We start from the raw sequence: 24,511 nt of genomic DNA, 5'->3' as shown, positions 1-24,511 counted from the left end.
CGAGGTCCGCTCCCCTCGTCGCCGAGATGCATGGCTACAGTGACAAAGTCACCGGAGAAGCCGCTGAGGAGGCCGGTACGACGTGCTCGAAATACGTGAAGTAACGCCGGCTCGGCGATGGTGAGGACGTGACCCAACCCGGATACGACGTGCTCGCCGAACGTTATGCCGCAATGTTTCCCAGCGCCTACCAAACGCCCATCGAGCGGCACGCAGTCGCTGCATTCGTTGAACGGATCCGCAGCGAAGGTGGCGTCGTCGACGTGGGTTGCGGCCTTGGCCACGTGACCGCCGACCTCACCCAGCGTGGAATCTATGCGATTGGATGCGACCCGAGCCCGGCGATGCTGGCCATCGCCCGCAGCACATACCCCGATCTTCAGTTCATCGACACAGACGCGACTCTCACCGATGTAACCGAGCCCATAGCGGCGATCATCGCCCGCTTCAGCCTGATCCACATCCCGCCAGACCAAATAATCGAGATCTTCGAGCGCTGGGCAGACTTGCTTCGTCCCGACAGCCCGATACTGATCGCGTCTCAATCATCCGATATGCCCGGCCCAGCAACGCCATTCGATCACGCGGTGGCACCTGCTTGGCGTTGGCACCCCGACGAACTCAGCCGGGCGCTTGCCACCGCCGGCTTCAACGAAGAATGGCGGATCATCAACCGCCCAGACGCCGTCCACCGGTTCCCCGGCCTTCATTTGCTCGCCCACCGCCGGTGATGCACGACCATGGCGCCGCGAGCTCAGCGCCGACGACTATCGTGGCTTCACCATCCGCCCCGCGCAGGCGTGCGCCCGCCCGAACCGGAACCGACATGAGGCCGGATCTGAGCTGCTTCCCCTCCCCCGGCCGCGCACACGCTTTCGAATGGGTTTCGATCGCGTTCAGAGCGCGGCCGTCAGGTCCGAGCCAATTGCGTGCGGTACTTCGGTGTCCTGTGATGTCCTGACTAGGAGATCCGCAAGGCACGGGAGCCGGTGACATGTCTGAAGCCCAGTCTGCTCTGTCGAGTATCGCTGTGCTCACCAGCGGCGGTGACGCGTCCGGCATGAACGCGGCCGTGCGCGGGGTGGTCCGCACCGCCGCACACCACGGCATCGACGTGTATGCCGTCCACGAGGGGTACCACGGCCTCGTCACGGGCGGTGATCTCATCCGGCGCATGGAACCGGTTGACGCCGACGGGATCCTGCACCAGGGCGGCACCGTCATCGGCACCGCCCGATCGAAGGAGTTCAGAACCCGCGAGGGCCGCCTGAGAGCCGCCCACAACATGGTCGCGCACGGCATCGATTCGCTCGTGGTGATCGGCGGCGACGGCAGTCTCGCCGGAGCCAATCTGTTCCGCCTGGAGTGGGCGGGGTTGCTCGCCGAATTGGTCGACAGCGGGGCTGTCTCGTCGGAGATCGCCGACGCACACCCGTTCCTGCGACTCGTCGGGCTGGTCGGCTCCATCGACAACGACATGTCCGGCACCGACATGACCATCGGCGCCGATACGGCACTGCACCGCATCGTCGAGGCGTTGGACGCCCTGCAGAGCACCGCGGCCAGCCACCAACGCACATTCGTCGTCGAGGTGATGGGACGAAACTGCGGCTACCTCGCCCTGATGTCGTCGCTGGCCACCGCGGCCAGTTGGGTTCTCATCCCCGAGCAGCCACCGGACGAGGACTGGCGGCAGCAGATGTGCCGGGACCTCAAGGCGGGACGAGACATCGGCCGTCGCCACAGCGTCGTCGTCATCGCCGAAGGTGCCCAAGACCGCGCCGGCAACCGGATCACCGCCGGCGAGGTGAAGACGGTGCTCGAAGACGAACTCGGCGAGGACACCCGGATCACCGTCCTGGGGCACGTCCAACGCGGAGGCGCACCAAGCGCTTTCGACCGCTATTTCGGCACGGTCCTGGGAAATCTCGCGGTCGAACGACTGCTCGCCGACGAGCCACACGCGCCCGCCCAGATGATCGGATTGCAGTCGGACCGGGTGGTCACCTCGCCGCTGATGGAGTGTGTGGCGCAGACCCAGAAGATCGCCGAACGCATCGACGCGCACGACTACGAGGAGGCGATGCGACTACGCGGCGGCAACTTCCGGCGCTCGTACGGGATCCTGCAGACCTTCCAACAAGCCGCCGCGCGACCAGTTTCGGCCGAGCGGCGCTCCCGGATCGCGATCATGCACGGCGGTGGTCCGGCACCGGGGATGAACACCGCGGTGCGGGCTGCCGTCCGGCTCGGGCTGGACCGCGGCCACACCGTTCTCGCGGTCAGGAACGGGTTCCGTGGACTCCGAGACGGCGACATCCAGGAGATGGACTGGATGGACGTCAGTGGCTGGGTGTCCGAGGGTGGCGCCGAGATCGGCACCAACCGGGACGTGCCGGGGCCCGCCGAGCTCGAACGGATCGCCGAACAGGTCGCCACCCATCGGATCGACGGGCTGCTGATGGCCGGTGGATGGGCCGGCTACCGGGCCGCTCACGAGCTGCACCGGCATCGAGACCGATACAGCGCTCTCGACATCCCGATCGTGTGCATGCCGATGACCATCAACAACGACGTCCCGGGAACCGAACTGAGCGTCGGCAGCGACACCGCGCTCAACAGCATCGTCGCCGACGTCGACAAGATCCGGCGTTCTGCGGTCGCCACCCGGCGGGTCTTCATCGTCGAGGTGATGGGACACGACTGTGGCTACCTCGCACTCATCAGCGGGTTGGCGACCGGGGCCGAGCGCATCTACCTGCCGGAGGAGGGCATCACGCTCGACGGCCTCACCGCCGATGTCCACGCCTGCGCCGCGAGGTTTCGGGCTGGGAAGCGGGTCGGCCTCGTCATCCGCAGCGAAGGCTCCGACCGCGTTTACACCACGGGATTCATCACTGCGCTCTTCGAGAAGGAAGGCGGCGAACTCTTCGACGCCCGAGAGGAGGTCCTCGGTCACGTCCAGGAGGGGGCCAACCCAACACCGTTCGATCGGGTACGCGCGACGATCCTGACGGCACGCTGCCTCGACTTCCTCTCGGAGCAACTCCAATCCGGTGGTCGGGTCGGCGCGATGATCGGATTCCAATCCGGCGAACTGCGATTCACCGACCTCGCGCAGTACCCGACGCTCATCGAAGAAACTGCTCAGCGCCCCGTGGAACAACGCTGGTTGGACCACCGCGACCTCGCCATCGTCATGCGCGGCTGAAACTCGTCGCGGGGAATTGGCATTTGCGCGCAGTCGCTGCGGCGGGCACTATCCGAATATGGCGGAAATCACCGCCTCGAAAGAAGGGGCGCTGGCGCATTCGCGCAGCGCCGCCGAAGTGCTGGCCGTGTTGGGCAGTTCGGGTGACGGACTGGACGGCGACTCCGCGCGTGAGCGATTGGCTGCCTACGGTCTGAACAAACTCCCCGAGAAAAAACCGCCGCCCGCTGTTCTTCGTTTCGTCGCGCACTTCAACAACGTCCTGATCTATATCCTCATCGCCGCTGGCGTGCTCAAAGCCATTCTCAACGAATGGGTGGACTGCATCGTCATCATTTCGGTCGCGGTGATCAACGCCGCGGTCGGATTTCTGCAGGAAGGCCGGGCCCAACGCGCACTCGACAGCATCCGCGCAATGTTGTCGGTCACCGCACAGGTTCGCCGCGACGGCCACTGGCAGAAGGTCGACGCTCAGACCTTGGTGCCCGGTGATGTGGTGCGCATCGGCTCGGGCGACCGAATCCCGGCCGATATGCGTCTTCTCGAGGTCGCGAATCTACGCGTGGAAGAGTCGGCGCTGACTGGCGAATCCCTGCCCGCCAAGAAGGACGTCACCCAGGTCGGTCCGGACGCCGGCCTGGGCGATCGCATGTCGATGGTCTACTCGGGCACGATCGTGGCCGCGGGTTCCGGTATCGGCGTGGTGACGGCAACAGGCACCAGCACCGAGATCGGCCGCATCCAGTCGCTCATCGCCGACGTGGAGACCATCGACACGCCGTTGACCCGCAAGCTGGCTCGCTTCGGCCGTCAGCTGTCGGTCGGCATTCTGGGCATGGCCGCGTTGATGTTGATGATCGGTAAAGTGCTGCACCAGTTTTCGGTGAGCGAGTTGATCACCGCAGCAATAGGTTTCGCCGTCGCGGCCATTCCGGAGGGCTTGCCCGCGGTCGTCACCATCACCCTCGCGCTCGGTGTGCAGCAGATGGCCCGCCGGAAAGCGATCACCCGCAAGCTGCCCGCCGTCGAGGCGCTCGGCGCGGTCAACGTGATCTGCTCGGACAAGACGGGCACGCTCACTCAGAACGAGATGACGGCACGCACGGTGGTGACCGCGCACCGAAGATTCGACGTGACCGGCACCGGATACCGCCCGGAGGGCGGCATCGAACTCGACGGCGCACCGATCGCGCCGGCCGACCATCGCGACCTGGCGGCGCTGTTGACGACGATGGCCGTCTGCAACGACGCACGGTTGAACGAGACCGACGGTCAATGGCGGGTCGTGGGCGAGCCGACCGAAGGCGCGCTGCGGACGCTGACGCAGAAGGCCGGTGTGGACGACGCGGACTGGCCCCGCCTGGGTGTGGTGCCGTTCGAGTCGGCCAACAAATTCATGGTGACCCTCAACGCCACTCCCGGCGGTGGGCGCTGTCTACATGTCAAGGGGGCGCCGGATCGGCTGCTCGACCGCTCCACCACGCAGGCCGGCGAAGACTTCGCAGAGCCGCTCGACCGCGCGCTCTGGGAGGCGCGCATCGACGAACTCAGCGACCGGGGTCTACGCGTATTGGCGGCGGCGCGGCGAGATGCGGCTTCCGCCGACACCGTGGACATCGGCGACGTCGACGAGGGACTGGAATTCCTCGGAGTCGTCGGCATCGTCGACCCGCCCCGGCCCGAAGCCATCACCGCCATCGAGACCTGTCACGGCGCCGGCATCCAGGTCACGATGATCACCGGTGACCACGCCGGCACCGCGCGCGCCATCGCGCGCGAGATGGGCATCGTCAAAGGCGGCGACGAGCCGCGGGTCGTCACGGGCGCCGAGCTGGAATCGATGAGCCAGACCCGCTTACGCGAGGTGGCCGACGAAGTCGACGTGTACGCCCGCACCAGCCCGGAGCACAAGCTGCGCATCGTCAGCGCCCTGCAGGCCCAGGGCAAGGTGGTCGCGATGACCGGGGACGGGGTCAACGACGCGCCGGCGTTGACCCGCGCGGACATCGGGGTGGCGATGGGCATCAAGGGCACGGAGGCGACCAAGGAGGCGGCCGGCATCGTCCTGGCCGACGACAATTTCGCGACGATCGAGAGGGCCGTCGAAGAGGGCCGGCGAATCTACGACAACATCCGCAAATCGGTGCTGTTCATGTTGCCCACCAACGGCGCCCAGTCGCTGATCATCCTGGTGGCGATCCTCCTCGGGTTCGCGCTGCCCCTGGAGCCGGTGCAGATCCTGTGGGTCAACATGGTCACGTCCGTCACGCTGTCGCTTGCACTGGTCTTCGAGAAGGCCGAAGACGGCCTGATGCAGCGCCCGCCGCGTACGCCGAACCAGGCGTTGGTCAACCGGGCCGACATGGCAATGATTTCCCTGGTGTCGGTACTGGTTGCAGGTGCTGCCCTCACCGAGTTCTTCGTCGCGCGTGCCGGCGGCTATCCACTGGCGGTGGCGCAGACCGCCGCGGTGAACATGTTGGCGCTGGGTCAGCTCGCCTACCTGCTGAACTGTCGGTTCGTCAGTTCGTCGAGCCTGCGACCGCAAGTGTTTCGGGGTAACCCGTGGGTGTGGCGGATGGCCGGCGCAATGATCGTGCTGCAACTGCTGTTCACCTATGCGCCGTTCATGCACACGTGGTTCCACTCGGCGCCGATCACCCTCCGTGGCTGGACGGTTGCGATCGCGTTGGCCGTCGTGGTGTTCCTGGTCGTCGAGACGGCGAAATGGATAGGGCGCAGGTTCATGCCCTCAGCCATGTGGTAGCCGGACATGGGGGTGGAGATGACACAGCGCGACTTGTCGGTTGACTTCTATCGGGTTTCCGCCATAGGCCTTGTCGTGGTCGGGCATTGGCTCGCGGCATCCGCCACCTACCGCGACGGCGAATTCGGCATGCAGAACGTGCTGGAGGAGATGCCGTGGACGCAGTGGCTGACGCTGGTGTTCCAGGTGATCCCGGCCTTCTTCTTGATGGCGGGATACGCAAGCGCGGTGTCCTGGACGCGGCGGCGCGAAACACATTCCGAATCGCCACAGAGCTGGCTGCGCTATCGGCTGTCCAGAACGCTGGGGCCCACCGGGGCGTACATGGCGACCGTGCTGGTCGTGGTTGTTGCTCTGCTTTGGGCGGGGGTGGATAGCGCGAAATTGGCATTCGGCGGCTGGGCAGTCGCCTACCACCTGTGGTTCCTGGTCACCTTCGTGTTGTTGATTCTGGCGACCCCGGTGTTGGTGGCCGCCGACAGACGATGGGGCCTTGCGGTGCCGGCCGTTCTCGCGATTGCTGTGGGTGCCATCGACGTTGCCTACATCGGTCTCGACGTGCCCTACGTGGGATACCTCAACTACGTGCTGGGTTGGGCGGCGAGCTATCAGCTCGGAATCGCCTGGCGCAGCGGTAGATTCGCCGGACGCCGACCAATCCTGCTGGCGGTGGTCTCGGCCGTCGTGCTGGCGGTGCTCCTGGTGTGGGGCCCATACCCGGTCAGCATGATCGGAGTGCCGGGCGAGGAGCTGCAGAACACGGGTCCACCGTCGTTGGCCTTGGTCGCGTTCGCCGCGGCGCAGGCAGGGCTGCTGATGGCGGTGGCGCCGGTCGCCAATCGGGCGCTGCAGGCCGCCCGCGCTCAGCGTCCGCTGGCGGTGGCCAACAGCGCCGTGATGGGACTGTATCTCTGGCATATGGTTCCGGTCGTCATCGTCGCGCTGATCGGCTATCCGACCGGCCTGCTGCCCCAACCGCCGATCGGCTCGGCCGACTGGTGGCTTGGCCGCCTCGTCTGGGTCGCTGCGATTTTCGTTGTGACCGTGGTCTTGATGGCGTTCTTGTGGTGGCAGAGGGCTTGGTTCGCCGCGCCGCTGCCCTCTCTGAGGGTGCCGCTTCCCGAAGGCTGGGGCGTTGCCACGCTGGCGGCAGGGGCGTTGGTCTCGGCGGTCGCAGCGTTGATGTTCACCCTCGGCGGCTTCGCACCCGACGGGCGGTTTCCGCTGTTGGCCGCGCTGTTGTTCGCCGCCGGCGCGGTCCTGGTAGCCCTCACACCGCGGGTTGAATCGCGGACCCCTGCGCAGCACGTATGACGTGATGAGCGGATCTGGTGGATTAGCCTGGGCGCCAATGGAATCGGTCAACGACGCGCCGACTGCCGAACAGCACTGCCAGGATGGCGGCGAGCACCAGGCCAGGACCCACGATCCACACGGGACGTGTGAGCCACCAGCCCGCGGTCGGCTCGCTGGACAAGCTGAACCCGGCCCGCTCGTACAGCCACAAGAACACCACCAGTGCGGTCATGTGCCAGGTGAACACCGGCATGGTGACGCCGTTGGCCGCCACCACCATCCGCCACGGTCTGCGGCGCTGCAGCCAGGCGTTGAGCCGAGGGCGGGCGAGCATCACCAACCCGAGCTGAAAGGTGGCGAGCGCCGCGATGGGAGCGGTGGTCGGGAACATGTTGCTGGTGTCCTCGCCCTGCACAGCGACCATCGAGCGTGAGTAGGGCCCGAACGTGGTGAGCACGACAAGGCTGGCGAACCCCGCCGCAGCCACCGCGGCCGCCAGTGGCCGGCCGCCCTTGACCAGCGTGCCGTCCCGCCAGAAGTAGCCGATCTGATGGCAGTACAACCACACGCACCCCGACCCGACCAGCGCCGGTACCGGGCCGCCCCAGCCCGGGCCCAGCCGCAGGACGTCGGAAGCGAGCACCAGCGCGCCGAGGACCGCAGGCACCCGCCAACCCCATGCCCGATGAAGGCGCGCGGTGAGCGGCACCGCGGCGATGACACCCGCGTAGACAGCGATGAACCAAAGCGGGACGAACACCACGATGCCCCACTCGAGCACGCTGCGGCGGCCCGTGGCCTGCAGTACCAGATCGAAGATCAGCCAGACCGCGAGGAACGGCAGCAGCGGTGTCAGCAGCCGTCGTAGACGCCCCTTGAGGAACTGCGCCGCCCCGCCACCCGCGCGGGTGACCGCGTCCCAGCCCGCGAGGTTGGCGTAGCCGCCGACGAAGAAGAACACCGGCATCACCTGCAGCACCCACGTCGCCGCCCATTTACCCGGTACGTAACCGATGGGATTGGGCATGACCAGTGTGTAGTCGCCGTCCCAGTGCGTGATCGACAACGTCCAGTGCCACAGGACGACGACGCAGATGCTGGCCGCGCGCAGGAAGTCGACGACCCGGTCGCGGCTCGCCGGTGTCGCGTCTACCAGCGCGTCGAGATCGGCCCGCACGCCTCGTTGTTCGTCGATCCTGGCCTCCGATGACGGATCACAGGCCCAGTTCGGCCTGTGCCTGTTTCAGGGTCGCCGCGCTCGCCTGCAGGCTCAACAGTTCGGATACTGACAGCGGCACCTCGAGCACCCGACCCGCACCGGTGGCCGTCACCACGGTCGGCAGGGACAAGCAGACGTCGCTGATCTCGTAGGCGCCGCGCTGCAGTGTCGAGACCGGCAACACGCGGTGATGATCACCCAGGATCGCCTCGATGATGCGCGCGGTCGACAGTCCGATGGCCAGGCTTGTCGCGCCTTTGCCGGCGATGACCTCGTAGGCGGCGTTGACGACTTCGGCTGAGATCGCGTTGCGGGCGGCTTCGTCGAACACCACGTCCCCATCGATGCGGAAGCTCTCGGCCGGCACCCCGCCGATCGAGACACTCGACCACAGTGGGATCTGAGAGTCACCGTGCTCGCCGATGATGTAACCGTGCACGTTGGCGACGGCAAGGTCCGCGCGCTGAGCGATGAGGTACCGAAATCTGCTGGAGTCCAACACTGTTCCCGACCCGAAGATGTGTCCGTCGTCGGTCCCCGCCGCAGCGATGGCGGCGTAGGTGACGACGTCGACCGGGTTGGTGACGAAGACGATGATCGCGCCGGGCGACTGCTCGAGCAACTGTGGCGTCAACGCTTGGGCCATCGCCACATTGGTGGTCGCCAAGTCCAATCGCGTCTGGCCCTCGTTCTGTTTGGCTCCGGCGGTGACGATGACGATTCTCGAGCCGGCGGTGACCGCGATGTCGTCTGAGCCAGTGATCGGAGAGTGCGGAACGAATTGGCTGCCATGGTTGAGGTCGAGCATCTCGGCGCGGACCTTCTTGGCGTTGATGTCGTAGAGCGCGAGCGCTCCGGCAGATCCGCGGATCAGGCAGGCATAGGCGATGGCGGTGCCGACGCTGCCCATCCCGACGATGCTGACTTTGGTCGAAGATCCCTGCGATGCCCCCGTCATGACTCCATAGTCGACGATGCGGCCGCGCGCGGGAAGAGTCGGACGAAATCGGCGAAGAATTCGTGCTAGCGCAGCGGCCAGAAGAACGGGACCACGACCATCGCGACCACATACCATGCCGCCATGGTGACGATGCCGAGCCGCCAGTAGTCGCCGAAGCGGTAGCCGCCGGGATTCATCACGATCATGTTGGCCGGCGTGGCGATCGGGGTCAGCAGCGACGCCGCCCCCGCCAGTGCCACCAGCATCAGCATTGCCTGGACCGAGATGCCGCTCTCGGTGGCAGCCGCCACTGCGATCGGTATGACCACCAACACGGTGGCCACATTCGAGATGAACTGTCCGAGCAGTGCGGTGAGCACGAACACCACGGTGAGCACGAGGTACGGGCTGCGGTCCCCCACCAGGTCGACAATCGGCGTGGCGACTTGCTCGGCCGCCCCGCTGGTTTGAATTGCGGTGGACAACGGGATCAGAGCGCCGATGAGGATGATCGTCTGCCAGGGGATCGCGCGGTACACCTGTTGCGGACGCACCACGCGCAACGCCACCATCGCCAATGCCGCCAGCAGGGCGGCCACGGCCGGCGGCATCACGCCGGTCACCAGTAAAACGATCATCGTCGCAAGCACTGCCAACGCGCGGACTGCTGAACGGTCCAGCGCCACCGTCTGCCGCCGGACGTCTTCGGTCGAATCGACGATGAGCAGGCCGGAGGCGGTCAGCCGGTCGATCGCCGACCATCGGCCGTGGACCAGGACGGCGTCACCCTGCGCGAGTTCGACCACGCGGGCGCCGACATCGCCGTTCATCCGGTGCACCGACAGCACGGTCAGGCCCTCCCAGGTGTATCCGGGAAACACCTGCTGACCCAACCAGTCCGACCGCGGCGGAATGACCAACTCGGCTAGGCCGATTCGGCGGCCCACCAGATCGTCGTACGACCGGCTCGCCACTGCTTGTGCCGCACATCCGGTCTGGTGTGCGAACTCGGCGACGACGTCGTCGTCGCCTTCGACGACCAGCACGTCTTCAGGTTCGAGCCGGTGGCGGCCGTCGGCGACCCGGCCTGCGGACGTCTCGGTGGCCACCAACGTCAATTCGTCACGCCGGGCGACGAGGTCGCGCGCCCGCGCGTCGACCGCCGGCGATCCCTCCCCCACGGTCAGCCGGAACAGATGCCGATCGAGACCCCAGTGATCGACGATGCGCGGCAAATAGTCACTGAAGTCGTTCGGCAGCGTCGTCGACTCCCGGTCGGGCAGAAGCCGGCGCCCGAACAGTACGGCCACCGCGATGGTCACCACCACCAGCGGGACACCGACGAGCGCGAACTCGAAGTAGCCGAAGCCGCCCTCACCGCGGTCGCGCGAGGCCTCGAAGATGAGGACGTTCACCGGACTGCCGCCGAGGGTGAGCAACGCCCCGGCACTGCAGCCGAAAGCCAATGGGATCAAGACCTTCGACGGGCGTATCCGGGCCCGGCGGGCCACCGCGACCGTCACCGGGGTCAGCGCCGCGGACGCCCCGTTGACGGTGATGACCGCGCTGATCAGTGCACCGAGGGTCAAGACGGTGCCCAGCAATCGGGCGTAGGCCTGACCGGCCAGGCGTGCCAATCGATCGCTGACCCACGCGGTGATCCCGGAGGCTCCCAATCCCTCGCTGACCACGAACAGCGATGCGATGAAGACGATCACCGCGTCGCCGAAACCACTGAAGAGTGTCCTGGTGTCCACCAGACCGGCGAAGTAGAGCAGCAACGCGACACCGATCGCGACCACCTCGACAGGAAGCCGGTTCCAGATGAACAACACGACGGCGACACCGACGATCACCAGGCTCAGCGTTGCGTCGGACATCTGATCAGTTCGGTGTGAGGCACGATGTGGTCGATTATCGCGGCGATAGTCCCTGAGCGCCGGACATTTCCGACGCCACGCCCTCCACACCTCCCGACGCCGTTCACTTCGGTGCAATTCGAGCAGGCAAACCGCTCCGCAAGTGACGGTGAGGTGGTTGACTGAGGATTGTTCGGAATGCCCGTCCAGGAACACGAGGAGGGGGAATGGACTGGGGGCCCACCTGGGATTTTCTGTGGCACTTCTTGCTCATCTTCGCGTGGATCGCATATTTACTGGTTCTGTTTCAGATACTGGTCGACCTGTTCTGGCGTGATCACAAGACGTCGGGGTGGCTCAAGGCCGTCTGGGTGTTCTTCTTGATTTTGTTGCCGTGGCTCACCGCGCTGATTTACCTGATCGCCCGCGGCAAAGGCATGTCGGAACGGGCCCGCGAGGCGATGATCGCAGGCAAACAGGAAACCGACAATTACATCCGTGAGGTCGCCGGACGGTCACCCGCACAGGAAATCGCCGACGCGAAGGCGCTGTTGGACAACGGAACGATCACGCAGGACGAATTCGAGTCGCTGAAGGCGAAAGTGCTCAGCTAGCCGCCATGACGGCCCATCCTGTTTTTGAACCCGGCCCGTGGGAATTGCGGTTGCGCGGTTTTGATCTCGCCGCGTTGCCTGATATCGAATCGATCTTCGCTCTGTCCAACGGTCACATCGGCTTGCGGGGCAATCTGGACGAGGGCGAGCCGGTCGGCATTCCTGGCACGTACTTGAACGGACTGTACGAACATCACGAATTGCCCTATGCGGAGGGTGGTTACGGCTATCCCGAGGACGGCCAGACCATCGTCAATGTGACCGATGGCAAGACCATCCAACTGTTCGTCCAGGACGTGCCGATGGACATGCGCTACGGCAGGGTGATCGAACACGAACACTGCCTGGATCTCCGCGCCGGAACGCTGCGCCGGAGCACGGTGTGGGCCTCGCAGACGGGACGCTCGGTGCGCATCCGCTCGGAGCGGCTGGTCTCGTTCACCCAGCGTGCCGTGGTCGCGATCCGCTACGAGGTGGAACCGCTGGACTCGGACCTGGAACTGGTTGTGCAGTCTGATCTCCTGGCCAACGAGGCGGTGCCCGCGCCTGGCAGCGATCCACGGCTCGCGGCTGCGCTGGATCGACCGCTCGTCGCCGATTTCGCTGTGGCGAACAACCGTTCAGCGGTCCTGGTTCATCACACCAGGCGGTCCGGATTGCACGTCGCCGCGGGAATGGATCACGAACTCGAGGATGTGCCGGGCAGCGTGTGCACCATCCACGCCGAACAGGATCTGGCGCGGATGACCGTCGCCGTCGACCTCGCCAAGGGCGCGGTGCTGCGCATGACGAAGTTCGTCGCGTATGGATGGTCGAGCAGGCGATCCACGCCGGCGCTGCGGGCGCAGGTGGATGCCGCACTGGCACAGGCGAAACAGACCGGGTGGGACAAGATGTTGGTACGCCAGCGCGAGTATCTCGACGCGTTCTGGTCGCACGCCGACATCGAGATCGAGGGGGATCCGGAGCTCCAGCAGGCGATCCGATACGCGCTGTTCCAGGTCCTTCAGGCCGGCGCTCGCGGCGAGAGCCGACCGATCTCGGCCAAGGGCCTCACCGGAACCGGCTACGGCGGACACGCATTCTGGGACACCGAGATCTTCGTTCTTCCTGTGCTGACGCACACCATGCCGGAGGCGGCGGCCGCCGCTCTGCGCTGGCGTCATTCCACGCTGGAGCGGGCCAAACGGCGGTCTCGCGAACTCGCCCACGAGGGGGCGATGTTCGCCTGGCGGACGATCGACGGTGACGAATGCTCCGGGTACTGGCCCGCTGGGACGGCCGCACCGCACGTGACGGCTGACATTGCTCATGCGACAGCGCAATACATCGCGGCGACCGGCGACGAACAGTTCGAGTCCGACTACGGCGTGGAACTGCTGGTGGAAACCGCGCGCCTGTGGATGAGCCTCGGCCATCACGATTCCACCAGACAGTTCCGCATCGACGGCGTCACCGGGCCCGACGAGTACACGGCCCTGGTCGACAACAATCTGTTCACAAACCTGATGGCGCAGCACAATTTGACCGAGGCCGCTGCCGCGTGCGCCCGTTGTCCGGCGGTGGCCGGCCGGCTCGGCGTCACGCCCGGAGAGACGGCGGCATGGCGCGAGGCCGCGTCGAACATGGTGCTGCCGTACAACCCCGACCTAGGGGTGCATGAGCAGTCGGAGAGCTTCACCCGGCTTGCGCATTGGGATTTCGCTGCAACGCCGCCGTCGGCTTATCCGCTTCTGCTGAATTACCCGTACTTCGAGCTGTATCGCACTCAGGTGGTCAAACAGGCGGACCTCACGCTGGCGATGTACCTGCGTGGTGACGCGTTCACCGCGGAAGAGAAAGCTCGGAATTTCGAGTACTACGAAGCGTTGACCGTCCGTGACTCGTCGTTGTCGGCGTGCGGGCAAGGGGTCCTGGCGGCCGAGGTCGGCCACCTGCAACTCGCTTACGATTACCTGGTCGAGACCGCGTTCATCGACCTGCACAATCTGCACCACAATGTGTCCAGCGGCCTGCACATCGCCGCGCTGGCCGGTACCTGGATGGTCTGCGTGGCGGGGTTCGGGGGAATGCGTCAGCGCGGAACGGAGCTGACGTTCGCGCCGGCCCTCCCGCAGACACTGAAGCGTCTGAAGTTCAGAATCCTGTGGCGCCGCAGCTGTGTGGTGGTCGACGTGACCGCTCATGAAGCCACTTACCTGCTCGGGTCGGGTGAACCATTGGCTCTCGCACACCACGGGCAGCCGTTCATGCTCGGTGACGATCCCGTCACGTTGCCGATCCCGGAACCTCCACAACCGCGTGAGGTCAGCCCGCCGATGCACCGCGCACCGTACCGGCGGGCGTAACGGCCCTGCTTCTGGCTTCAGCGCCGTCATGAAGGCACAAACCTGCAAGTGGCATCTCGGCTCGAGGCGGAGCCCTTCTCGCTGGACAAGTGTCCAGCTATCGTGATACTGACCTCGACGGACACGGGAGGGTGGATGAGCAAGGTTCCGAGCCGGAAAGCGCGTCTGGCGCACGCGTCCAAGCATGCCGACCTGTGGAACGCGGGGAAGAAAGACGAGTGGGTGGCCTCATGGCGCACCATCTGCCCGGGCGAGGTCCGCATGTTCGACCCGGTGGGCACCGAGGAGAAGCGCGGTTTCGCGGCCGCCACTTCGGACGCGTTCGATATGTTCCAGTCGATCCTCAGGATCAAGATGATCACGGTCCAGGTCAATGGAAACGAGATGGCATGGGTGTGCGAGAACTACTTCGGCACCGAGCCCAACGTCCAAATGGCACACAGCATCGAGACATTCGCGTGGGACGATGACGGAAACCTACTCATCAAGACCTACTATCCGATGCCGGAATCGGTGGGCGCCGACGCCGACCCGTACGCCCATCTGCTCGACGGGTAGCCATGAACCCGTGCGGCGAATGTCGGGTACACCCCCACAAGCCGACTCCGATGCCGACCACAGCGCCGCCGAGGCCCTTGAGTTTCTGAGCGGGCTCCATCTGGTCGTGCACGCTCATCCCGCCGAGCAAATCGGACGCGTCGGCACCGCCGGAGGCCAGAAACCAGCCACGGGTGTCGCGTCCCCGCAGAGCGGCTGAGATCAGCATGCCGCCGATCAGTGCATCGCGGTACCCCATCGAACGCAGCAGCAAGCGGGCAGACGGTGACGGCTCGTCGGGGTCGCCCCAGAGCTTGTTGGCGCGAAGCGGGTCGACGAGAAACGAAATGCCCGATGCCAACCGGATTCCGCCGGCTACCAATGCTGCACGGTCTGTGGCCATGCCGGGACCTTACCGCCGGTCGCGCCGGCTGACCCGTGCGTTGCAACAGCATTCGACCACTCCCCGACGGGCTCAGCCGAGTGCTCGCCATGCAGCGGCTTCAGAATGGCCGGTTGCGGCGTCCTACTCCTCTCCCCGGCGATGTAGCGCTTTCGGCCCCAACGGGTGACCGCAGGCGGACAATCGCTCTATGTCCACTGCGCTCTGGATCATCGTGGCAGTGCTCGCCGTCGGCACTCTTGCCGGCGGGCTGATGCGGATGCGGGGGTGGTTGCAGAAGCCGGCCCCACCCGAGGTGATCGAGGCCGCGCGCCGCCGCGACGAGGAAGAAGACTGACGCCCCTCTCAGACGGAGTCATCGCACCGTGGGATCGTCAGTTGCCGTGCCGACGCCATGAAGGGAGATGAGTCCCGTCGACGAATTCGATTTCATCATCGTGGGAGCCGGCAGTGCGGGCTGTCTGCTGGCCAATCGGCTCAGCGCCAACCCCGATCACCGGGTGCTGTTGATCGAGGCCGGCGGCAAAGACGACTGGTTTTGGATCAAGGTGCCGGTGGGCTACCTGTACACCATTGCCAACCCGCGCACCGACTGGTGCTTCACCACGGAACCCGATCCCGGTCTGGCCGACCGCAGCATCATCTACGCACGTGGACGCGTGATCGGCGGCTGCTCCTCGATCAACGCCATGATCCACATGCGTGGCCAGGCCAGCGATTACGAACTGTGGGCGCAGGCCACCGGCGACGACCGATGGCTGTGGGGTGGCCCGGACCGTCCGGGTGAGACGCTCGCCATCTACAAGGAGTTGGAGGACTATTTCGGCGGAGCCGACGACTGGCACGGGACCGGCGGTGAGATCCGGGTCGAACGACCCCGTGTCCGCTGGAAGATCCTGGACGCCTGGCAGGCCGCCGCCGCCGAGTTGGGCATCGCACCCATCGACGAGTTCAACCGCGGGGACAACTCCGGCAGTGCGTACTTCCACGTCAATCAACGACGTGGCCGACGCTGGTCGATGGCTGACGCCTTCCTGCACCCGATCTCCCATCGCCGCAATCTCACCGTCTACACCCAGACCCAGGCCTTGAAGCTGCTGATGGACGACCAGGTCCGCGACGATCAGCGGCGCGGCGCGTGGACCACGGCTCAGCACCGCGTCACCGGTGTGCGGTTGCTCAAAGACGGCCAGATCATTGAAGTCCGGGCCCGTCGAGAGGTGATCCTCAGCGCCGGCGCCATCGGCTCGCCGCATCTGATGCAGGTATCAGGTCTGGGCCCGGCCGGGCTGCTCGCCCAACATGACGTCCCGGTGGCCGTCGATCTGCCAGGAGTGGGCGAAAATCTGCAGGACCACTTACAGCTTCGAACGGTCTACCGTGTCCGGGGCGCGCGCACCGTCAACACGTTGTATCGAAACTGGATTACCCGGGCGGGCATGGGAATTCAATACCTGCTGCTGCGGTCGGGCCCGCTGACGATGCCGCCCTCCACGCTTGGTGCGTTCGCCAAGAGCGATCCGACGGCGGCCAGCCCCGATATGGAGTGGCATGTCCAGCCCTTGTCGTTACCGAAATTCGGCGAAGCGCTGCACCCCTTCGCCGCCATCACTCCCTCGGTCTGCAACCTGCGTCCCACCTCGCGCGGACATGTGCGAATCGCCGATGCGGATCCGCTGACTCACCCGAAGATCCGCTGCAACTACCTGTCCACCGACGCCGATCGTGACGTCGCCGTGCGCGGTCTCCGGATGACCCGCCAGATCATGGCGGCGCCTGCACTGTCCCGGTACCGCCCTGAAGAGATGCTCCCCGGCTCACAACTGGTGAGCGACGACGACCTACAGAATGCCGCCCGGGAGTTGGGAACCACCATCTTCCACCCGGTGGGCACATGCGCGATGGGCGCCTTCGACACACGCGGTCTGCCTCGATCAGCCGCCACGGTGCTCGACACCGACTGCCGGGTATTCCGCGTCGCGGGCCTCCGAGTCGTCGATGCGTCGGCGATGCCCACGATCACATCTGGGAACACCAACGCGCCGGTCATGCTGATCGCCGAACGAGCCGCGCGGGCGGTCTTGGAGTGACCTGGTGCGTTCGCCGACTCAGCGCGACAGATACAGCGTGACGGAGTCACGCAGTCCGACAAGCGCCTCCTCGGCGTCGAACGTCGGGTCGTACTTGCGCTCCGAATGCAGGCCCCGCAATGCCACCGGGAGCATGGCAGCCACCCGTCTCGCCCGCGATCGATCGACCGCCAGGTCCGCGAAGAACCGACTGCACTGAGCCTCCATCGTCTCGTCCACGACATGCAGGGCCCGAGCAGTCTTCGGATAATCCTGTTCGAGCTCCGGTCGGCTCGCCGCCAACGCTGATTGCAGGGTTGTCCTGGCTACGTAGTACGGCGAATCCAATGCGCGCCAGAACAACTCGACGAACTCCTGGACGCGCCCCGAAACGGACTTCGCCTTCGGTCGTGCCCAGACCACCGGTCCCGCAGTGTCGAGAATGTGCTCGATCACGGCCGCCCACAACCCATCCACACTGCCGAACCGGTACTGGACGGTCCCCCAGGTCACCCCCGCTTCTCTGGCGACCAGGTTCGCGCTCACAGCCTCCTGACGTCCCGTCGACAGCAACGCGAGCGCCGCTTCGAGAACCTGGACGCGGGTCGACTCGCCGCGCCGGTTCGGCCGGCGGCCCTCGGCCGAGGTGGGCGACCGTCGCTGCATCGGAGGATGGTATCCGCCTTTCGGAATCGCTCACCAGAAGCGCATCGCTCAACTACGCTCCCTGTTTGAGAGGGTTCTATGAAACCGCGAATTGCAAGGGTGCGCCGTGGGAGAAGATGTGTCGGTCGACGTCATCGTGGTGGGGATGGGAAGCGCGGGTATCGCGGCGGCGCTCACCGCGCACGATGCCGGGGCGCGGGTGCTGGTGCTCGAGAAGACGGCCCCCGAGCATGCCGGTGGGAACTCCCGGGTGTCGGGACAGGTGTGGTTCTGTCCTGACGACGTCGAACTGGCGCGAGAGCATTTGCATGCGATGTCGTGGGAGTACGAGGTTCCCGACGACCTCGCTGCGGCGTGGGCTCAGGAGACCTCCCGGAACACGGAGTGGCTGCGTGGTGTAACGGAAGCGACTCGGGGTCGGGTCCAATGGGATATCGGCGATCCGTACACGGGTGACGGCACCGATTTCGTGCAGATCTCCTGGGGTGACACGTTGCGCCTTCAAGGCGTCAAGAACCCACCGGAGGACGAGTACGAGGAGGTGCACGGGCACGATTGCGGCTCGAACTACAACGTCATCGGTGGAACGATGGGATTCTCCCGACTCTGGCTGACACTCAAGACGGCACTGGACCGCAGCGGTATCGAAACCCGTTACGAGGCACCAGTTCTCCGCTTGAACACCGACGGCGAGGGCCGAGTCTGCGGCGTTGTGGTGTCCAACGGCTCCGACGAGCACGTGATCAGTGCACGACGCGGCGTGGTGTTGACGACCGGGGGTTTTGCCGCCAACCGCGAGATGGCGCGCAACTATCTGCGCCTGCCGAAGGTCACCACGTGGGGCAACCCCGCCTGTACCGGTGACGGTATCCGGATGGCGCAGAAGGTCGGCGCCGACTTGGCGCACCCGTACAACTACATGAGTATGCCGGGAATCGCCATGCCGCCCTACCCCACTGGACAGGACGCACAGCCGCGCGGCGCCCGCTTCGTCAACGTCGGGGCCGACGGGCGACGCTTCGTCGACGAGTCGGTGCCGAACCGGCACGGCAAGGCGATCCAGCGCGGCATGTTCGATTTTCATCCCGGCGTGCCGATGTGGACGATCTTCGACGAGGACGGCCGCCTCGCGGGCCCACTGGTGATCCCGCGGGATTTCTTCGCCGTCGATTGGCTGCGGCAGGTCGAGGGCTATACGTGGAGCCTGGACAACAGCGCCGAGATCGAGCGCGGGTGGATCACCCGTGCCGACTCGATCCCTGAACTCGCCGACAAGCTCGGCATCGACGCCGGCGGCTTGCAGGCTGAGATCGACCGGTACAACGACCTGGCCCGAAGCGGATCTGATGACCCGGTTTTCGGACGCTCGGCGGCAACGATGTTCCCCATCGCGCGCCCGCCGTTCTACGGCTACGAGTGGGCCCAGCTGTTGATCACCACGCTGGGCGGTATCTGCAAGGACGGACAGGCGCGAGCACTCGATCCGTTCGGCGCGCCGATACCGGGACTCTACTGCGCGGGCGACGTCAGTTCGTCGTACTCGTGGTGCTGCTCGGGCGGGATGGGCCTCGGGGACGCATTGGCCTTCGGGCGCATCGCCGGACGCAACGCGGCGGAGGGAAAGTGAAGTTCTACATCAGCACCGGCTTCCTCGACACCCGCGAGATTCTCGAACTCGCCAGAGCCGCCGACGAACTCGGATACGACGGCCTGGGCATCCCCGACCACGTCGTCAACTTCGCCGAGCTGAAAACGCCCTATCCCTACCACGAATCCGGCCAAGTGCGCTGGGATCCGTTCACCGACTGGGCCGACCCGTGGGTGCTGATCGGCAGCCTCGCCCAAGTCACCACGCGGTTGCGATTCGTCACCACCGTGTACATCCCCGCTCTTCGCGACCCGTACTCGGCGGCCAAGTCCATCGGCACCGCGGCCTACCTGTCCGGGGGGCGTGTCGAGTTGGGCATCGGCGTCGGGTGGTGCCGCGAGGAATTCGAGCTGATGGGTGCTCAGTTCTCTCAGCGGGGCGGGCGAACCGACGAGATGGTCGAGCTGATGCGCGAACTCTGGCAGCCCGGCTGGACCGAGTTCCACGGCGAGTTCTATCAAACCCCCAAGCTCGAGATGAGCCCACCCGCACCCCACATCCCCGTTCTCGTCGGGGGACGCACGGAACGGGCGTTACGACGTGCGGCCGTCAACGACGGGTGGATTGCTGACCAGATGAACACCGCTGACGCGTTGGCCATCGTGTCCAGGTTGCGAGAACTCCGCGAAGCCGCGGGTAAGACGATGGACGACTTCACCGTCTTGGCGCCCCTGACCGACGCCTACACCCCCGAGCACTACATCCGCGCCGAAGAGGCAGGCATCACCACCATTCTGACCATGCCGTGGATGTTCTACTCCGGTCGCGACGCCAGTACCGCTGAGAAGATCCGGGGTATGGAGCGGTTCCGCACCGACATGGGTTTGGACAAAGCCTGATCGCCTCACCTTGGCAGCCGAGTTCCGATGAGATTTCGCCTCCGGTGCAGTCTGATCTGCATGGGCAAGCTCATTTATGGCTTCAACGTGTCAGTGGACGGATACATCGCCGACGCACAGGGCAACATCGACTGGTCTGATCCGAGTGACGAACTGCACCAGTACTGGAACGACTTCGAGCGGGAAACCGCCCTGGCGTGCTACGGGCGGCGGCTCTACGAACTGATGTCCGCGTACTGGCCGACCGCCGATGAGGCCCCGGACGCCACCCCTTTGATCCTCGACTTCGCACGCATCTGGCGCAACATGCCCAAGGTGGTGTTCTCGCGCACCTTGCAGTCCGTGGACTGGAATTCCCGCCTGGAGCGGGGCGACCCGGTCGAAGTCGTCACGAAACTGAAAGCCGAGACCGACGGCAACCTGGAGGTGGCCGGCGCGACGCTGGCCGCACCCGTCGTGCAGGCCGGACTGGTCGACGAGTTCCGGCTTGTGGTCTCGCCCACCGCCGTCGGTGGCGGCATCCCCTTCTTCCCCAACCTCCCCTCATGGATCTCGATGCGGCTCTTGGAGAATCGCACCTTTCCGGGCGGCATGGTCTTGCTGCGCTACGAAGTCACGCACGACTGAGTTCGAAGCACACCCGCGGCCGTGCGGACGCACCACCTCCTGATTCGCGACGTTTTGCGACTGCGGCCTCCGGGTAGAGGTGGTCATCCGGTGCGACGACGAGGGAGGTTCGACGCCGATGACGTCTTCCGAGAGCGCAGCACCCGAATCCGTTGCACGCCGGGAGGATGCACCGGGGCAACTGACCGGCGCGGCGATCGTCGTCGCGCTGGTGTCGGCCGTGTCGGGCATGCTCTACGGCTACGACACCGGCATCATCTCCGGCGCCCTGCTCCAGATCACCAGGGACTTCGATATCGACGAAGGCTGGAAGCAGGTGATCACCGCCAGCATCTTGCTCGGTGCTGTGCTCGGCGCGCTGACGTGCAGCTACCTGTCCGAAAAGCGGGGGCGCAAGGGCACGTTGGTGATGCTCGCGGTCGTCTTCGTGGTCGGGGCACTGTGGTGCGCGCTGGCCCCGGGTCCGGTTCTCCTGTCGCTCGGCCGATTGGTTCTCGGATTCGCCGTCGGCGGTGCGACGCAGACCGCGCCCATGTACGTCGCCGAACTGGCCCCACCCAAGTACCGCGGACGGCTCGTCCTGTGCTTTCAGATCGCCATCGGAGTCGGCATCGTGATCGCCACCATCGTGGGGGCCTCGGAGTCGATTCCGTGGCGGTGGGCCATCGGTGTGGCCGCCATCCCCGCCGCCGTCATGCTCATCTTGTTGCTCCGCCTGCCCGAGAGCCCACGCTGGCTCGTCAAACAGGGTGAGCGTGACAAGGGCCGGGAGGTGCTCGAACGGGTCCGTCCGGAGAACTACGACGTCGACGGCGAGATCGCGGAGATGGCCGATCTTGCGCGCGCCGAACGCAACTCGAGCACCCGCGGCTGGTCCGGCCTCCGCGAGGCGTGGGTGCGGCCCGCTCTCATCCTCGGGTGCGGCATCGCGATCTTCACTCAGCTCAGCGGCATCGAGATGATCATCTACTACTCCCCTACGATTCTGACCGACAGCGGGTTCGACGAGTCGGTGGCGCTTCAAGTTTCAGTCGCCCTGGGAGTGACCTATCTCGTCGCGCAGCTTGTCGGTCTGTCGATCATCGACAGAGTTGGACGCCGCCGACTCACCCTGATCATGATTCCCGGTGCGGCCGTGAGCTTATTCGTCCTCGGCACATTGTTCGTCAGCGGCAACAGTGGACGGGACTCGGTGCCGTTCATCATCGCCTGCTTGGTGGTGTTCATGCTTTTCAACGCCGGAGGTCTGCAACTGATGGGGTGGCTCACCGGTTCGGAGACCTACCCGCTGGCGGTTCGCCCCGCCGGCACCGCCGCGCAGTCCGCAGCGTTGTGGGGCACCAATCTGCTGATCACGCTGACCCTTCTGAGCCTGATCAGTGGCATCGGCGTCGGACCATCGATGTGGCTGTACGGGTTGTTCAACGTGGCCGCTTGGATTTTCGTGTACCTGCGTATGCCTGATCTCACCGGACGCAGCCTGGAGGAGATCGAGGACAAGCTCAGGGACGGCCGGTTCCGGCCGGCCGACTTCGCCCGCTGAGTTCCACGAGGGTGGCGAGCCGGTCGAGTGACGCTTTGAGTTTGTCCCCGGTGGTGTCGCGGGCCCGCGTCATCCTTGCCTCGTCGGTGAGACGCGACCAGTCATAGGTGTGGATCACCAGGGTGCGGGTCTCGGAGAGCGGTTCGAGTTCCCATCGCCACAGATGCCCCGGCGGGCTGCTGTCCGGCTCGGAGGGCTGCCACGCAATCAGCCGGCCTTCCGTGAATTCCACGACGTGATTGTGCCGTTGGGCACCGGTGCTGATGGTCATCGTGAAGACGTCGCCTACGGCGCGGACACGCTGCCCGGGCGCGGCCTCGACAAGGTTGTCGTTGGCGTCCCACTCGGGTTGCCGCGCCGGGTCGGCGATCAGCTCGAAGATGAGGTCCGCCGGTGCTTCGATGTCGCGCCCGACGCTGACGATGCGCATGAATTCGCCCATCTTCCGACGGTACGAGCCTCCCGGGACCAAAGCGGCAGCGGGGTCGATTCGGTCGCGTACCGTCGCCGAGTATGGGCATCCCCGAGGTCGAACCGACAGCGCCGTCCCCGTTGTTCAAGGCCGGCGCCAAACTGATGGGCACCGACGCGGCGCGTCGATTCCTCAAACGCTACGGCTGGCGGATCGACCGCGCCGTCATCAAGCTGACGAACGGTCATGTGTCGATGTCGCTTGTGCTCCCCGAAGTATTGCTCACTCACACCGGCGCGAAGACCGGCAAGCAGCGCAGCACTCCCCTGACCTACTTCACCGACGCCGGCCGGGTCATCACGATCGCCTCCAACTACGGCGGCGAGCGCCATCCCGCCTGGTACCACAACGTCAAGGCGCATCCCCGCGTCACGTTGTCCGCGCGTGGATACACGGGCATGTTCGTCGCCGAGGAGATGACGGGTGCCGAACGCGACCGCCTGTTCGACCTCGCCAAGCAATTCGTCCCGAACTACGCCGATTACGAGCAGATGGCCGAGGGCCGGCGTATCCCGGTCGTGGCCTTCACCGAGATCACCGGGTGATCGGGACTTCATGAGCCTGGCGGACGGCGGATTCAAAGGCCCGCGCGAACGTCGACGATACCTGGGGCTCTATGACGAAGTCCGGGCGCTGAGTCCGCGACCCGATGCCGTACTCGACGTCCCGACGGACTTCGGAGACGTGCGGGTATATCAGCACGGGCGCGGCGGCCGTGCACCAGTGGTACTCATACATGGATTCTTCCTGACCTCGGCCATGTGGTGGGCGCAAGTAGGCGCACTCTCAACGGATTTCACCGTCTACGCCCTGGACATGCTGGGCCAGCCAGGGAGGAGCGTGCAGACGAAAGCCATGTCGAAACCCACGGACTGCGCACACGTTATCGACACGGTCCTGCAGGACCTGGATCTACGGGACGTGCATCTGGTGGGACATTCCTACGGTGGTTGGCTCGCCACCCACGCAGCGGTAGCGGCACCGAACCGGCTGGCAACCCTGACTCTCGTCGATCCCGCGCACACGGTGACCCGGCTGTCCGCACGATTCTGGAAGAGCCTCGCGCTGTTGCTGACCCGCCCGGGATCGCAACCGGCGGGCCGCGCAGCGGCGTGGATAACGGGGGGTGCCGAGCCCGGCAGTTCCATCTACATGCTCGCCCAGCTCTTCCAGGCCGGCTTCGCTGCCTTTGGGTCACCGGTGCGCACCCCTCCCCTGCTGTTTCCTGCCGATCGGATACTCCGCTCAGTGCCGCTTCCGGTCCAAGTGTTGTTGGCAGGCAACACTGTTCATGACTCCGGCAAGGCGATCAACCGGATGCGGTCGGTGGTACCGCCATGGCAGTGCCACGTCTGGCCGGAGGCCGCGCACTTGCTCCCCGCAGAGGCCCCCGACGAGGTGAACGCCTGCATTCGAAGCTTCGCGTTTCAGAACTGCTGACGAAATCCGCTGC

At 65.6% G+C, this 24,511-nt stretch carries 21 protein-coding genes; 15 read left to right on the top strand and 6 right to left on the bottom strand.

Annotated elements, in window-relative coordinates:
- The first annotated feature begins 128 nt into the window (after positions 1-128).
- The 4 genes from ACQI46_RS05210 to ACQI46_RS05195 all read left to right on the top strand — a co-directional run bounded on the left by ACQI46_RS05210 (position 129) and on the right by ACQI46_RS05195 (position 7,292).
- Complete coding sequence (locus ACQI46_RS05210; RefSeq protein WP_427092913.1) at positions 129-731, top strand: class I SAM-dependent methyltransferase; 603 nt, start codon at positions 129-131, stop codon at positions 729-731.
- A 263-nt stretch (positions 732-994) separates the two neighbouring features.
- Positions 995-3,211 (top strand): 6-phosphofructokinase, encoded by a 2,217-nt coding sequence (locus ACQI46_RS05205; RefSeq protein WP_427092912.1) that lies wholly within the window; start codon positions 995-997, stop codon positions 3,209-3,211.
- A gap of 58 nt (positions 3,212-3,269) precedes the next feature.
- Positions 3,270-5,978 (top strand): cation-translocating P-type ATPase, encoded by a 2,709-nt coding sequence (locus ACQI46_RS05200; protein WP_427092911.1) that lies wholly within the window; start codon positions 3,270-3,272, stop codon positions 5,976-5,978.
- Between the two features lie 18 nt (positions 5,979-5,996).
- Entirely contained in the window at positions 5,997-7,292 is a 1,296-nt protein-coding gene (locus ACQI46_RS05195; RefSeq protein ID WP_427092910.1) for an acyltransferase family protein, read from the top strand.
- A gap of 22 nt (positions 7,293-7,314) precedes the next feature.
- On the opposite strand, the gene ACQI46_RS05190 is transcribed toward ACQI46_RS05195, so the two are convergent.
- From ACQI46_RS05190 to ACQI46_RS05180, 3 genes are all read right to left on the bottom strand, one after another.
- Complete coding sequence (locus ACQI46_RS05190; protein WP_427092909.1) at positions 7,315-8,451, bottom strand: acyltransferase family protein; 1,137 nt, start codon at positions 8,449-8,451, stop codon at positions 7,315-7,317.
- Positions 8,452-8,488: 37 nt separating this feature from the next.
- Positions 8,489-9,451: an L-lactate dehydrogenase gene (locus ACQI46_RS05185; protein WP_427092908.1), complete on the bottom strand. Its 963-nt coding sequence runs from the start codon at positions 9,449-9,451 to the stop codon at positions 8,489-8,491.
- A gap of 65 nt (positions 9,452-9,516) precedes the next feature.
- Positions 9,517-11,313 carry an SLC13 family permease gene (locus ACQI46_RS05180; RefSeq protein ID WP_427092907.1) on the bottom strand — a complete coding sequence of 599 codons (1,797 nt, stop codon included), beginning with the start codon at positions 11,311-11,313 and terminating at the stop codon, positions 9,517-9,519.
- Positions 11,314-11,519: 206 nt separating this feature from the next.
- Here ACQI46_RS05180 and ACQI46_RS05175 point away from each other — a divergent pair, with 206 nt between their 5' ends.
- The 3 genes from ACQI46_RS05175 (at position 11,520) to ACQI46_RS05165 (ending at position 14,812) form a co-directional block, all read left to right on the top strand.
- A complete protein-coding gene (locus tag ACQI46_RS05175) occupies positions 11,520-11,906 on the top strand; it encodes an SHOCT domain-containing protein (protein ID WP_427092906.1) in 387 nt (128 codons plus the stop codon).
- A gap of 5 nt (positions 11,907-11,911) precedes the next feature.
- Positions 11,912-14,254, top strand: a complete 2,343-nt coding sequence (locus ACQI46_RS05170; RefSeq protein ID WP_427092905.1) for a glycoside hydrolase family 65 protein — start codon at positions 11,912-11,914, stop codon at positions 14,252-14,254.
- Positions 14,255-14,389: 135 nt separating this feature from the next.
- Entirely contained in the window at positions 14,390-14,812 is a 423-nt protein-coding gene (locus ACQI46_RS05165; RefSeq protein ID WP_427092904.1) for a hypothetical protein, read from the top strand.
- On the opposite strand, the gene ACQI46_RS05160 is transcribed toward ACQI46_RS05165, so the two are convergent.
- Positions 14,739-15,194 carry a DUF4267 domain-containing protein gene (locus tag ACQI46_RS05160; RefSeq protein WP_427092903.1) on the bottom strand — a complete coding sequence of 152 codons (456 nt, stop codon included), beginning with the start codon at positions 15,192-15,194 and terminating at the stop codon, positions 14,739-14,741. The genes ACQI46_RS05165 and ACQI46_RS05160 overlap by 74 nt on opposite strands.
- Before the next feature lie 190 nt (positions 15,195-15,384).
- Here ACQI46_RS05160 and ACQI46_RS05155 point away from each other — a divergent pair, with 190 nt between their 5' ends.
- Together ACQI46_RS05155 and ACQI46_RS05150 are read left to right on the top strand one after the other, a co-directional pair.
- Entirely contained in the window at positions 15,385-15,531 is a 147-nt protein-coding gene (locus ACQI46_RS05155) for a hypothetical protein (RefSeq protein WP_427092902.1), read from the top strand.
- Positions 15,532-15,598: 67 nt separating this feature from the next.
- Positions 15,599-17,284, top strand: coding sequence for a GMC family oxidoreductase (locus tag ACQI46_RS05150; RefSeq protein ID WP_427092901.1), 1,686 nt, complete (start codon positions 15,599-15,601; stop codon positions 17,282-17,284).
- An 18-nt stretch (positions 17,285-17,302) separates the two neighbouring features.
- On the opposite strand, the gene ACQI46_RS05145 is transcribed toward ACQI46_RS05150, so the two are convergent.
- Complete coding sequence (locus ACQI46_RS05145) at positions 17,303-17,929, bottom strand: TetR/AcrR family transcriptional regulator (protein ID WP_427092900.1); 627 nt, start codon at positions 17,927-17,929, stop codon at positions 17,303-17,305.
- 106 nt (positions 17,930-18,035) lie between these two features.
- On the opposite strand from ACQI46_RS05145, the gene ACQI46_RS05140 reads away from it, so the two are divergent.
- The 4 genes from ACQI46_RS05140 (at position 18,036) to ACQI46_RS05125 (ending at position 22,586) form a co-directional block, all read left to right on the top strand.
- Positions 18,036-19,556 (top strand): FAD-dependent oxidoreductase, encoded by a 1,521-nt coding sequence (locus ACQI46_RS05140; RefSeq protein WP_427092899.1) that lies wholly within the window; start codon positions 18,036-18,038, stop codon positions 19,554-19,556.
- On the top strand, positions 19,553-20,416 hold the full coding sequence (locus tag ACQI46_RS05135; RefSeq protein WP_427092898.1) for a TIGR03619 family F420-dependent LLM class oxidoreductase: 864 nt from the start codon (positions 19,553-19,555) through the stop codon (positions 20,414-20,416). Before ACQI46_RS05140 ends, ACQI46_RS05135 begins: the two co-directional genes overlap by 4 nt.
- A 60-nt stretch (positions 20,417-20,476) precedes the next feature.
- The gene (locus ACQI46_RS05130) at positions 20,477-21,043 is read left to right on the top strand and encodes a dihydrofolate reductase family protein (RefSeq protein WP_427092897.1); all 567 of its coding nucleotides are present in this window, start codon (positions 20,477-20,479) and stop codon (positions 21,041-21,043) included.
- Positions 21,044-21,161: 118 nt separating this feature from the next.
- A complete protein-coding gene (locus ACQI46_RS05125; protein WP_427092896.1) occupies positions 21,162-22,586 on the top strand; it encodes a sugar porter family MFS transporter in 1,425 nt (474 codons plus the stop codon).
- On the opposite strand, the gene ACQI46_RS05120 is transcribed toward ACQI46_RS05125, so the two are convergent.
- On the bottom strand, positions 22,546-23,028 hold the full coding sequence (locus tag ACQI46_RS05120) for an SRPBCC family protein (RefSeq protein ID WP_427092895.1): 483 nt from the start codon (positions 23,026-23,028) through the stop codon (positions 22,546-22,548). The genes ACQI46_RS05125 and ACQI46_RS05120 overlap by 41 nt on opposite strands.
- Positions 23,029-23,099: 71 nt before the next feature.
- On the opposite strand from ACQI46_RS05120, the gene ACQI46_RS05115 reads away from it, so the two are divergent.
- Positions 23,100-23,603 (top strand): nitroreductase family deazaflavin-dependent oxidoreductase, encoded by a 504-nt coding sequence (locus tag ACQI46_RS05115; protein WP_427092894.1) that lies wholly within the window; start codon positions 23,100-23,102, stop codon positions 23,601-23,603.
- A gap of 10 nt (positions 23,604-23,613) precedes the next feature.
- Positions 23,614-24,498, top strand: coding sequence for an alpha/beta fold hydrolase (locus tag ACQI46_RS05110; RefSeq protein ID WP_427092893.1), 885 nt, complete (start codon positions 23,614-23,616; stop codon positions 24,496-24,498).
- The last annotated feature ends 13 nt before the right edge of the window (positions 24,499-24,511 follow it).

It is taken from the genome of Mycobacterium sp. SMC-4, from assembly GCF_050205565.1.
Taxonomy (GTDB): Bacteria; Actinomycetota; Actinomycetes; order Mycobacteriales; family Mycobacteriaceae; genus Mycobacterium.
The sequence above is the reverse complement of the archived record's forward strand: the minus strand, read 5'-3'. Positions and strand labels throughout refer to the sequence as shown.

What these genes read in the sequence shown, in the direction of transcription:
- ACQI46_RS05175 (WP_427092906.1), top strand. Translation starts at nt 11,520, where the DNA reads ATGGACTGGGGGCCCACCTGGGATTTTCTGTGGCACTTCTTGCTCATC.
- ACQI46_RS05115 (WP_427092894.1), top strand. Translation starts at nt 23,100, where the DNA reads ATGGGCATCCCCGAGGTCGAACCGACAGCGCCGTCCCCGTTGTTCAAG.
- ACQI46_RS05195 (WP_427092910.1), top strand. Translation starts at nt 5,997, where the DNA reads ATGACACAGCGCGACTTGTCGGTTGACTTCTATCGGGTTTCCGCCATA.
- ACQI46_RS05125 (WP_427092896.1), top strand. Translation starts at nt 21,162, where the DNA reads ATGACGTCTTCCGAGAGCGCAGCACCCGAATCCGTTGCACGCCGGGAG.
- ACQI46_RS05145 (WP_427092900.1), bottom strand. Translation starts at nt 17,929, where the DNA reads ATGCAGCGACGGTCGCCCACCTCGGCCGAGGGCCGCCGGCCGAACCGG.
- ACQI46_RS05160 (WP_427092903.1), bottom strand. Translation starts at nt 15,194, where the DNA reads ATGGCCACAGACCGTGCAGCATTGGTAGCCGGCGGAATCCGGTTGGCA.
- ACQI46_RS05180 (WP_427092907.1), bottom strand. Translation starts at nt 11,313, where the DNA reads ATGTCCGACGCAACGCTGAGCCTGGTGATCGTCGGTGTCGCCGTCGTG.
- ACQI46_RS05120 (WP_427092895.1), bottom strand. Translation starts at nt 23,028, where the DNA reads ATGGGCGAATTCATGCGCATCGTCAGCGTCGGGCGCGACATCGAAGCA.
- ACQI46_RS05205 (WP_427092912.1), top strand. Translation starts at nt 995, where the DNA reads ATGTCTGAAGCCCAGTCTGCTCTGTCGAGTATCGCTGTGCTCACCAGC.
- ACQI46_RS05110 (WP_427092893.1), top strand. Translation starts at nt 23,614, where the DNA reads ATGAGCCTGGCGGACGGCGGATTCAAAGGCCCGCGCGAACGTCGACGA.
- ACQI46_RS05150 (WP_427092901.1), top strand. Translation starts at nt 15,599, where the DNA reads ATGAGTCCCGTCGACGAATTCGATTTCATCATCGTGGGAGCCGGCAGT.
- ACQI46_RS05185 (WP_427092908.1), bottom strand. Translation starts at nt 9,451, where the DNA reads ATGACGGGGGCATCGCAGGGATCTTCGACCAAAGTCAGCATCGTCGGG.
- ACQI46_RS05170 (WP_427092905.1), top strand. Translation starts at nt 11,912, where the DNA reads ATGACGGCCCATCCTGTTTTTGAACCCGGCCCGTGGGAATTGCGGTTG.
- ACQI46_RS05130 (WP_427092897.1), top strand. Translation starts at nt 20,477, where the DNA reads ATGGGCAAGCTCATTTATGGCTTCAACGTGTCAGTGGACGGATACATC.
- ACQI46_RS05155 (WP_427092902.1), top strand. Translation starts at nt 15,385, where the DNA reads ATGTCCACTGCGCTCTGGATCATCGTGGCAGTGCTCGCCGTCGGCACT.
- ACQI46_RS05165 (WP_427092904.1), top strand. Translation starts at nt 14,390, where the DNA reads ATGAGCAAGGTTCCGAGCCGGAAAGCGCGTCTGGCGCACGCGTCCAAG.
- ACQI46_RS05200 (WP_427092911.1), top strand. Translation starts at nt 3,270, where the DNA reads ATGGCGGAAATCACCGCCTCGAAAGAAGGGGCGCTGGCGCATTCGCGC.